Annotated in this window: 12 protein-coding genes; all 12 read left to right on the forward strand. The window is 28.8% G+C overall.

The annotated features are described in order from the left end of the window. Positions 1-689 precede the first annotated feature (689 nt). Positions 690-1,052, forward strand: a complete 363-nt coding sequence (locus SPJ17_RS05400; protein WP_321093342.1) for a helix-turn-helix transcriptional regulator — start codon at positions 690-692, stop codon at positions 1,050-1,052. Positions 1,053-1,057: 5 nt separating this feature from the next. Then, on the forward strand, positions 1,058-1,765 hold the full coding sequence (locus SPJ17_RS05405; protein ID WP_321093343.1) for an ImmA/IrrE family metallo-endopeptidase: 708 nt from the start codon (positions 1,058-1,060) through the stop codon (positions 1,763-1,765). A 212-nt stretch (positions 1,766-1,977) separates the two neighbouring features. Beyond that, a complete protein-coding gene (locus SPJ17_RS05410; RefSeq protein ID WP_321093344.1) occupies positions 1,978-2,757 on the forward strand; it encodes a DUF4417 domain-containing protein in 780 nt (259 codons plus the stop codon). 1 nt (position 2,758) lies between these two features. Further along, complete coding sequence (locus tag SPJ17_RS05415; RefSeq protein ID WP_321093345.1) at positions 2,759-3,241, forward strand: hypothetical protein; 483 nt, start codon at positions 2,759-2,761, stop codon at positions 3,239-3,241. 3 nt (positions 3,242-3,244) lie between these two features. Continuing rightward, positions 3,245-3,580 carry a hypothetical protein gene (locus SPJ17_RS05420; protein WP_321093347.1) on the forward strand — a complete coding sequence of 112 codons (336 nt, stop codon included), beginning with the start codon at positions 3,245-3,247 and terminating at the stop codon, positions 3,578-3,580. A 587-nt stretch (positions 3,581-4,167) separates the two neighbouring features. Next, a complete protein-coding gene (locus SPJ17_RS05425; RefSeq protein ID WP_321093348.1) occupies positions 4,168-5,013 on the forward strand; it encodes a TIGR02452 family protein in 846 nt (281 codons plus the stop codon). 149 nt (positions 5,014-5,162) lie between these two features. After that, entirely contained in the window at positions 5,163-6,281 is a 1,119-nt protein-coding gene (locus tag SPJ17_RS05430; protein ID WP_321093350.1) for a macro domain-containing protein, read from the forward strand. A gap of 277 nt (positions 6,282-6,558) precedes the next feature. Continuing rightward, positions 6,559-6,777: a hypothetical protein gene (locus SPJ17_RS05435; protein ID WP_321093351.1), complete on the forward strand. Its 219-nt coding sequence runs from the start codon at positions 6,559-6,561 to the stop codon at positions 6,775-6,777. Position 6,778: 1 nt separating this feature from the next. Next, the gene (locus tag SPJ17_RS05440; RefSeq protein ID WP_321093353.1) at positions 6,779-7,174 is read left to right on the forward strand and encodes a hypothetical protein; all 396 of its coding nucleotides are present in this window, start codon (positions 6,779-6,781) and stop codon (positions 7,172-7,174) included. 2 nt (positions 7,175-7,176) lie between these two features. Continuing rightward, positions 7,177-7,947, forward strand: a complete 771-nt coding sequence (locus SPJ17_RS05445) for an ADP-ribosylglycohydrolase family protein (protein ID WP_321093354.1) — start codon at positions 7,177-7,179, stop codon at positions 7,945-7,947. 28 nt (positions 7,948-7,975) lie between these two features. Further along, positions 7,976-9,490: a CpXC domain-containing protein gene (locus tag SPJ17_RS05450; protein ID WP_321093355.1), complete on the forward strand. Its 1,515-nt coding sequence runs from the start codon at positions 7,976-7,978 to the stop codon at positions 9,488-9,490. Between the two features lie 119 nt (positions 9,491-9,609). Further along, positions 9,610-10,204, forward strand: a 595-nt coding sequence (locus tag SPJ17_RS05455; RefSeq protein ID WP_321093357.1) for a hypothetical protein, incomplete at its 3' end; no start/stop codon positions are given.

The raw sequence follows: 10,204 nt of genomic DNA on the forward strand, positions 1-10,204 counted from the left end.
TTAATATAGGATTTCATCCATAAAATATTATGAGCCAGTGTGGCAAAATACACTGGCTCAATTCATAAATATCGATGGCTCAAATAAAGAATATTGCTGGCGCACTAAAATAAAATTACTGGCTCAAAAAATCGGGAATAACCATTATAACAAATTATAACAGATTATAACAAATTATAACAAAACATTTGAATTATAAAATCCTTTTGGCAAAATGTAATAAAGAGGGTGCGCCAGTTCGGTTCACTTAACATAGTCGGTGGGAGTCCGACCTAGAAAGAGTTAGCACCTCATCTAGTACCGAGACCTTGGAGCCGAAGTCGTGAGATTAGGTTTAAGCGTAGGTTAGGGATACTACAAGCCTAAATGCGTAAGCGTGAAGCAATTCAGCCTCGTCATATATAAAGTCGTGGAAGCAGAGATGTTCCTCTACGTTGAAAAATATGTCGATAAGTATTCGGTTGATGATAACTGGAATTATTTGAGTGTTATTGAAAGTAAAGAAATAAAAAAACAAATTAACATGTTTTGGGCTTTTTTGATAAAATTTGTTAGATAAGTATATATTAAAGGCATAAAATGGATTATTTTTATAAAAGAAGCATTGACAATATGAAAAATAGAATATATAATGTTAACAGATAGCGAACAGCGAACGCTATCAAACAAGCAAAAGGAGATAATTAAATATGAGTGAGTTTGCAAAATTTTTAAAGCAAAAAAGGCAAGAGAAAGGTTTCACTCTTCGAGGATTTGCTGAAATGATTGAAGTAGCCCCATCTTATTTAAGTGATATCGAAAAGGACAAAAGAAATGCGCCTTCAGATGAAATTGTTGCAAAAATAGCAGAAAAACTAGAACTGGATTCTAATGATACTAGCAAATTGTATGATCTCGCTGCAATGGATAAAGATACTATTGCTGGTGATATTGCCAATTATGTAACTAATGTTGATGCAATTAAAGTCGCATTACGTAAGGCAAAAGATTTAGATTTTGGTGAAGATGAATGGATTAAAATTATCGAGGAGATTGAAAAGAAAGGAGCGTAATTATAATGCATTATTATAGCAAAGAAACTCTCGAACAAATGGCTGATGAAATTAATAGAAAGAATTATCCAGAAAGATTATCTAAAATGATACCATTTGATCACTATGATTATATGGAAAATGTCCTTAAGTTAGATATTGAATGGAAATATCTTTCTCCAAATATGAAGATATTAGGACTTATATTTTTTGAAGATGGAGAATTTTATGTATGGCCTAAAGGATCATACTCTAAGGGAGATATTCCACATAAAGAATTCTTTAAAAAAGGAACAGTTGTTATAAATCAAGCCATTATAGATAAAAAAGATATTGAAAAAGAGAGATTCGTTGCTAATCATGAAAGTATGCATTGGATTAAAGATATTCCTTTCTTTTTGAAAATTGATAATTCAATTCTTCAAATATGCAATAAAGATAGTTTTTCCAGTACTAATTGGAACGATAATATGAGTGCTGTTGATATAGTTGAGCGACAAACAAATTACTTGAATGCTGCTGTATTAATGCCTAGAGATGTTATTATTAAAGAGTTTTTTAAGGCAATTAGGTATACATTTATACCGGTTAATCCAACCGAATTAAAAAAATGGATGTACGGTGCAATAAATAAAATTGCTAAAGCTTATGGAGTTAATTTTAACGTAGTTAAATATCGACTTCAAGATCTTGGAATTTTTGAAAGAGAGGAGAGATATAATTTTAAAAAATAATTATTTCAGCAAACTATTAAAAATTAAATATTATAAAAATAAAAAAGCCTATTTCACTGGTACTGAAATAGACTTATTGGATATGCATAATGCACATCAACATAAACATTATAGCATATCCTTATTTAAAAATTCAAACAATAAAGGAGAAAAATATATGAAAAAAAGTTATTTTTTATGCATATTTCTCTTTGAATGTGGAGGAATATGCTATGGCAAAACAAACATTCGAAACTAAAAAGAATAGTAAACTTAAAAAGATTCTTAAAGAGATACAATTAAATATTGATATGGAATCAATTGATTCAGGTGATATTTATGGATATTACATTATGAATAGGATGGAACCAAGCAATGCTTTTGGGCTCCCTATGATTGGTGATTTTCATAATGAATATCCGGATTATATTGCACTATTTAATCATCCGAAAGATTTTCATAGAACTATAACTACTGCCGTTAGTTTTTATATCTTCGATGATAAATTTGATGATATTGATGGATTATATGAGGCTATTATTTATAAAGATATTGAATTGTTAAAGTATTATAAATATTTATTGACTAATGTTAAATATATTATAGCTCCAGATTATTCTATGTATGGAAATTTAAAGGAAAGTACATTAATACATCAACTTGAGAAAGAAGCTGTCGTTGTTGGGTGGCTAGTTTTAGAAATACAAGCGATAGTATATCCAAATTTAACTTATGGTCTTCGTAAAACATTTGAATGGTGTTTCAAAAATATATATGTAGGTTCTAATGTTGCAATTAGTTTAAAAGGATGTACAAGTGGTGAAGATAAAGCGATTTGCATTGATGCAATAAAATATGTTGTAGATAATATTCAACCAAAAGCAATTATTGTATATTCGACTTCTTGTGATAAGACTACAAAGGAAATTTTAAAATATGCATATGACAATAATATTCCTGTAATTATTGTTGAAAATGCCTTAAGAATACAAAACTTAAGGAGGGTTAAATAATATGGGGAAGAAATCGTCCATTCCATTCGCTGGTGGAAATCAATATGCAATTCAAATGTATGATTATGCTACTCAAATTGGCCAACTAGATCATGTTAGTCATAAGCTTGAAAGACTAAATGAAATAAATCTTTTGAGGAATAAAGGTGTAAAGTTTAGTGAGAAAAATTTAGTATTTGCTACCAAGGATACTAATGGAAAAGTTGTTTGGCTTGAAAAAGGTAATGATAAAAGTGGTTTAAAACATATTGTTAATAAACACGCTAAAGACTTCAATGATGTTTATGGAGTCAAAAAGAAGGATATTCCTGGTTTTGTCAAAAACTTAGTTTCAAGTGGTAATCTTCTAAATGAAAGATTAGTGATTAAAGATGGTAAACCTGGTTTTGAAAGAATATATGAATATAATAATAAACATTTTACAGTCTCAGGAATTGGAACAAATGGTTATATTGTATCTGTATATCCTGTAAGGAGGAAATAAAAGATGAAAGAAAAAATTATTGTTATGCTTGATTGGAATGCTGGTCCAATATGGGGAAATTACATTGATCCTGACACATTTAAAAAATCAACTGGAATTGATGTTGTAGATAATGATAAAATAATTCAAGAATTAAATACCCAAATTTGCGATTTATATACAAGCTATTATGATTTTGATTCAGATGGTGAAGGATGTACATTTAATCGCGATAGAGAAAAAGCTGATAAAAGCATTATGCTTGAATTACTTAGTAAATTAATTACAAGGTTAAATGAATTAAATGATGGGTCATATGAAATTGAAGATCGAGAAACTGAACGAATTAAAAATTTGTAAATTTTTATTGCTAAGTTCAAACAAAAAGTTGGTAAATAGACATAAATAATGTAAAAATAGGGTTTATACTTCAGTCAAAGTGAGGTATTTAACCATGACATTAGATGATTTAAAGAAATTATTTCATTTTTTAGTAGTGATTTAATCGTTGAACTATATCCAAAAAGAAATAAGCGAAGACGAGATTTATGGACTGTGATGGGAGTTAGGTTTAATCCAGCATAAAATCATTAATTTATGTTTGAAATAAAAAATGGGGAAACACAAGCAAACTAAAGCAATGGTGTAGATTAACATTTTATATGAAACGAATAAATATTATTATCAAAATAAATGAAGGAAGTCCCTCAAATAATTTGACTAAATAATCGTCATTTTAAATGAAGGACCATTTATTTTATTATAGGAAATATTGACTTAAAAATATAATTTATTAGCTTCAAATAGTGGAGTGGAACTTGTGAACACATAATAAAGTTTTGAGTGGAATGTATTTCTTACACTTCAAATAGATGGTTTGTAATAATATATTGTGGTAAAATAAAAGTAGTGTATGGAAGTTCATTTTATTATTGGGTGGTGAAAATATGGGAATAGAAAAAGAGTATAATAAAGAAATTGAACAAATAGCTAAAGATAAGAATTTTAGAAGGATTAATCATTTTGTAATGGATCATACATATTCTCTATGTACGAATAATGAGAAATATATGAAGGAAATTGATAATACGAATAAGGCATCATATATGGTTAGGCAAGAAGATGACTTAAATGTTAAACCGGATGGTAAAACGACAAACCTTATAGTTTCAAAGAAAAGAACCTATGAAGCCGCTAAGGCTTATAATGGTAAAAAGATTGCAGTATTAAATTTTGCTAATAACCATTCCATTGGTGGAGCCCCTTGGTCTGCAGGAGCTCAAGAGGAATCCTTATGTAGAATATCTACACTCTACCCTTGCTTAGAAAAGTTTAAAAAAGAATTTTACCAATATCATAAGGATTTATATATGAATGGTAAAATGGATGAATTAGGTAATGATGATTTAATATATCTTCCAAATATAATGGTTTTTAAAACGGATGAATCAACACCTAAGCTATTGGAAGATAAGGATTACTATTATGTTGATGTGATTACATCTGCAGCACCAGATTTGGCAGTTAAGTTTTATGATTGGAATGAATATAGAATACTTATGTATAATAGATTAAAGAAAATTATACAGGTAGCAAAAAAAGAAAATGTTGATATATTCATTCTTGGGGCTTATGGGTGTGGAGCATTCCATAATCCTCCAGAAATTATTGCCTCACTATTTAAAGAGTTATTAAATGAATATCATTTTGATACAGTAGAATTTGCGGTATATTGTTACAATGATGATAAATTCAGCAATTATAATGTATTTAAAAATATATTAGAAAATTAGAGGTTTCCTATGGTTCGAATTGCAAGTGTAAAATATCCAAATAATTCTAAAACACTGGATTACTTATGCCCTGATACTTCAATTCATGAAGGAGATGTAGTCTATTTAGAAGGAATGATAAACCACATTATATAGTAGAAATAAAAAAAGTGGATAATAAGGATAATCTCGCTACAAAGAAAGTATTATCTAAAGCTATTTTAAATGATAATGTAACATTATCATCTAAATATATGGATATTACAACGATAGATACGGAATGTATTGTGAATTCCTTGGGGACGGATATACAAGAATTTGGAAGGATATGTCGTTCTATATATCGTGCCTCTGAATCAAAAGAATTAAAGGATTATATTGATAATCATCCTGAAGGTAAAATATTTGATATAAAGGTTACTGATGCAGGAAAGCTACCATCTAAGCATATTATTAATATAGTAATGCCCTATAAGAATTTTGATGAAAATAATAAACAGCTTAAAAAGGCATTTGAATTCGTAATAGATAAAGCAATTTCCCTAAAGTATAAATCCATAGCTATTCCATATATTGGTACAGGAGCTAATGGTTACTCATATGAGGATATTCATCAAGCATTGAATGATGTAATGTTCATATACCAATATAAGCCAAATATAACTATTGATATTGTATCCGTAAGATTTCATTCAAGAAATGATTCATCAAATCGAAAAGAGTATTATAAAGAAAAAAATCTTAATGTATCTAATGTAAGTAATTATCCCTATTATGATAGAAGAAATACGGAATTAAAGATAGAAAAGAATGATATCAAAAGTGTAGGATTGATTCAGGATGCTATTAGAAGAAATTATAGAAAAGAAGATGAAATAGATATTGAATCCCTATATTCACCTAATGATTTCATATCAAAAATATTTAAGAACGCAGATGATGATAATAAAAGGAGTACCTTTGATCTTATTATAACTAAGAATGCTAGAAAGAATATTGCTAGATTTGCGAAACAGGTCTCTAAAAAAGAAATATATAGCTCTGCCTTTGCACTGAATCTAAACTTTACACAAATAATACAATATATGGAAATATCTGGATATACATTTTCTCCTGTTTCTAAGGATGATGTAGATATAGAAATATTCAAATACATAGTTCATAATAATGGATTCACAAAGCCATTAATAGAAATGGAAGATTATTTTAGTAAGTACCCAGAAGTATTAAAGGTGCTTATTGAATTTGAAGCCCCTAAAAGAAAAAAGAAGAAAAAGGAAGAATCATAATCTATGGAACACTCAATTCATTTTGGGTGTTTTTTTTCCGAAGTGTTAGTGTTAACACCAAAACGCTATATCTCATATACTATAATGTAGGTGTAATCAAACAAGATTATATAAATTAGAGTTTAACCCTGCATCTAGGAGTGAATAAGAATTAAGGTGACCAGACTCCAAGATGCATGTGAATCGTTCGAATGTCCTTTGTTTCTTCCTTTACCTGGTCACCTTAATAATAGTTATCAATAAAATGAATATAGATAAAAATATAGGGGGTATGAAAATGACTATTGATGAAGTAAAAGAAGTAATTCAAAAATTAAAAAAGGAGGGTAATAGTGATGATGAAATATTATACTCATTCTCTAGATTATATTTTGATGACAAAATAGATTTAGAAGCATTTGATGCACTTGTCAATATACTTGGTTATCACCTAGATGATAAATTTAAGAAGCTATCAAAAAAAGAACAATTCAAATGGTTTAAAGGAGAAAGATAAAATGGCAAGAAGACATGCAATTATTATTGAAGAAAATGGTACTCAATCGGTAGAAGAGGTTAAAAGTACTAAGGAGGTATTAGAGGTAGTATTAAGCTATACAGATTACTTTACGCCTGAAGAAGATTCAATATCACAGGAATTAATTGAAAGAAATGAATTTAATGAATTATCTAAAGAGATTGCATTTTTTTATGTAAATCAAGAACCTCAAACATCTTTTGGAAAAAGATATTGTGAAATTTTAAACAAAATCTATCTTGAAAAAAGAATTGTTAAATGCAAAAGAGCTTTAAATGAATTAAATGAATTATTAAAAGAATCTAACCATAGTGTAGAAGTATTCTTAAATGTAAGAGAAGATGATGGTTGTGGTTGGAATGGCAAGGAGGTATAAATATGTTAGGCGCAATTATTGGAGATGTAGTAGGATCAAGATTTGAATTTAATAATATTAAACACAAGAATTTTGAATTAGTAGTCGATAGGTCTTGCTTTACAGATGATACTGTAATGACCGTCGCTGTTGCAGATGTATTAATTAATGGAAATCCTTATAATAAGGATGATGTAATTGATACACTTAAAAAATGGGGTAAGAAATACCCTTATGCAGGCTATGGTGGACATTTCTTTGGCTGGGTACTTGGTAGTGCAAGAAAACCATACAATTCCTGCGGTAATGGTAGTGCCATGCGAGTTTCTGCAGCTGGCTGGGTAGGGAAAACGGAAGAAGAGGTTATTGACCTAGCGAAGAGGGTAACAGAGGTTACCCACAACCACCCTGAAGGCATGAAGGGTGCTATTGTAACTGCCTTATCCATTTATTATGCAAGAATGGGTAAATCTAAAGAATTCCTAAGAGAATATATGGAAAAGGAATATCCTTTAATTAAGCAATTAGATTATGAGGAACTAAGAAGAACATATCGCCATGAGGATGAAATCTGCCAGGTGACACTTCCACAGGCTTTATATTGCTTCTTAATTTCAACCTCCTTTGAGGATTGCTTAAGAACAACAATCTCCATTGGAGGAGATTGTGATACCACAGCTGCAATTTCTTGTGCAATTGCAGAAGCATTCTATAAGGAAATACCAGAATCCTTAGTGAAAGCAGTAAGAAGAAAGCTTTCAAAGGAAATGCTTGATGTAGTGGATAAAATTTAAAAATATACAGTAAGGTGAGGTGAAGCTCATGGCAATTTTTAAGGATAAATTAATGAAATGTGAAGGCTGTGGAAGATTCTATGAATCTTCTTATCCTGCACTCATTCGTATTCCAAAGGATAAGGATTTAAAGCCTCATGTATTAAATGCAGATATTCATTTTCATACATGTCCAAATTGTAAGGAGGAAACATTTTCTCCTGAGGGCTTAGTTTATATCGATGATGAATGGAAGACGATTATCATTGGCAATCGATATCCTAATGCAATTTATGATCGAAGGGATTTTTTAAAAGATTTTATGGATTATAAATTCTATCTTACTGATGAGCTTTGGACTCAAATTGATATTATCAATGCCATAGACTATGGCTTTGATCCACTTGCGTTAGAATTTTTAAAATATGATTTTAAGAATCTAATTGAATCAAAGAACAAAAATCTATCCTTAGAGCATGCCTCTTATGATTTTGAGGAGGAAGGCTGTGGCATCAATATAGAATATATCGTAAAGGATATAAATGGTAAATCCTTCGATAAGGTTAAGCCTATACCATATGAAATCTACAACAAATATGTAGATAAAATTGAAAAATTTAAACCAGGTATGGACCAAGGAGTAATTTCAGAGACCTATGTAAGAAAGCTATATTCTCTTGCAAGAAACTTAGAAATTGAGGATGCAAAATCCTCTATTCATACTCTTTTCATTGTAAGTGATTTACATGATGAATTATCTATAGCGAAATTAGATTCCTTTAATAAGAATAAATTTATGGAAGGAGATTTAATAGCTATACTAGATAATGAAAAGATGAACAGTAGAATTCATTTTGGAAGAATAGAAAAAATAATCACAATGAGTGATTATGAATACTATTCTTCAATTAAAGATCTACCTACTGCAATTTATAAAATTAGGGATAGAGAATTCGATTGTAATTTTAATTCCAATATCGTATTCAATAATGAAGAATTAAAGGATTCTCTAATCCATGAATTAAAGGATCATAAATTCGATTTATTCATGAATTCTAATATTATAATACCTATAAAAGTATTATCGGAAGATAATACTATGGGATATTTTCAATATAATCTGAAGGATAGGATGTATTTTCCTATCTATTTAGATAAAAATGATATTACCTCAAAAAATATTGATTTCAATTATTTATCTATCCATCCAATGAAGGATGCATTAGATAGATTCTTTAGTGTTTGCTATCCATATAGTGGTATTATCATTAATCCTGATACAGATAAAATAGTATTATCTATTCATAATGTATTAGAAATAATAACAAACTATTTTATGACAAATAGTGATTCTATGGAATCCTTTATAAATAATGCTAGAAAAGAAGAAATAGGATATATTGGTGTTGAGAGCTTTAATATAATAAAAAAGGTATACACTACCAATATAGGATTAGAAAGCATTAGGAATGAATTAAATTTGACAGAAAAAGAAGCAGATCAATTGCTAGATATGGGATATGATAAGATCAAAGTTATCCTAAAATCAAAGCTACTTATGTAATGGAGCATCAAGAGGATGCTCCTTTATTACTAAAATAAAATTTTTTAAAGTTCATAAAAGATATATTTTTAAAAATTTGAACATGCTATAATTTTAATAGATAAAAGAGGTGTTTTTTTATGGCAATGTTATCACCAGATTATACACTTGCATCTGTTCATATTATTATTAAAAAAATAGAAAGAATAGTGTTTATAGTAAACATCATTGCAACAATTCTGTTTTTAACATTCTATGGATACATGATTTATTCTGGGATGAATGAATCTATTGCAAACACAATATTCTATTCTCTGATGGGAACAGTATTAATCGTTTCTTTGGCTTTTGATATTATCTTTTATAAAAATTCTAGAGATATTATGAATTTCTTAGAAAAAGGGAAAATGTCATCAAATAAAAAAACAAAAACATTAATCATTACTATAGTGAAAACAATTGTAAAAGTTGCATCGTTAACATATGCAACATATGAATTGATAGCTATAGATAGTACTACGATGAAATTTTTAACTCTGATTCTATCTTATATTCTATTTGCAATACAACTCATTATTTATTTTGTTGTAAATGCAATTTGTAATTACTACAAATATTTATATATTGGTTTTTCTAAAGATATAGATGAACTAGCAGTCTTTTTGCATCCATTCACAAAAGAAGAAATTAGAGAAGCGAATAGGCAATTAATGTCTAAAAAAGATAAAGAAATAC

The organism is Anaeroplasma sp. (genome assembly GCF_034179385.1).
In the GTDB taxonomy this organism is placed as follows: Bacteria; Bacillota_I; Bacilli_A; order Acholeplasmatales; family Anaeroplasmataceae; genus Anaeroplasma.

What these genes read in the sequence shown, in the direction of transcription:
- SPJ17_RS05440 (WP_321093353.1), top strand. Translation starts at nt 6,779, where the DNA reads ATGGCAAGAAGACATGCAATTATTATTGAAGAAAATGGTACTCAATCG.
- SPJ17_RS05420 (WP_321093347.1), top strand. Translation starts at nt 3,245, where the DNA reads ATGAAAGAAAAAATTATTGTTATGCTTGATTGGAATGCTGGTCCAATA.
- SPJ17_RS05425 (WP_321093348.1), top strand. Translation starts at nt 4,168, where the DNA reads ATGGGAATAGAAAAAGAGTATAATAAAGAAATTGAACAAATAGCTAAA.
- SPJ17_RS05415 (WP_321093345.1), top strand. Translation starts at nt 2,759, where the DNA reads ATGGGGAAGAAATCGTCCATTCCATTCGCTGGTGGAAATCAATATGCA.
- SPJ17_RS05435 (WP_321093351.1), top strand. Translation starts at nt 6,559, where the DNA reads ATGACTATTGATGAAGTAAAAGAAGTAATTCAAAAATTAAAAAAGGAG.
- SPJ17_RS05410 (WP_321093344.1), top strand. Translation starts at nt 1,978, where the DNA reads ATGGCAAAACAAACATTCGAAACTAAAAAGAATAGTAAACTTAAAAAG.
- SPJ17_RS05450 (WP_321093355.1), top strand. Translation starts at nt 7,976, where the DNA reads ATGGCAATTTTTAAGGATAAATTAATGAAATGTGAAGGCTGTGGAAGA.
- SPJ17_RS05400 (WP_321093342.1), top strand. Translation starts at nt 690, where the DNA reads ATGAGTGAGTTTGCAAAATTTTTAAAGCAAAAAAGGCAAGAGAAAGGT.
- SPJ17_RS05445 (WP_321093354.1), top strand. Translation starts at nt 7,177, where the DNA reads ATGTTAGGCGCAATTATTGGAGATGTAGTAGGATCAAGATTTGAATTT.
- SPJ17_RS05405 (WP_321093343.1), top strand. Translation starts at nt 1,058, where the DNA reads ATGCATTATTATAGCAAAGAAACTCTCGAACAAATGGCTGATGAAATT.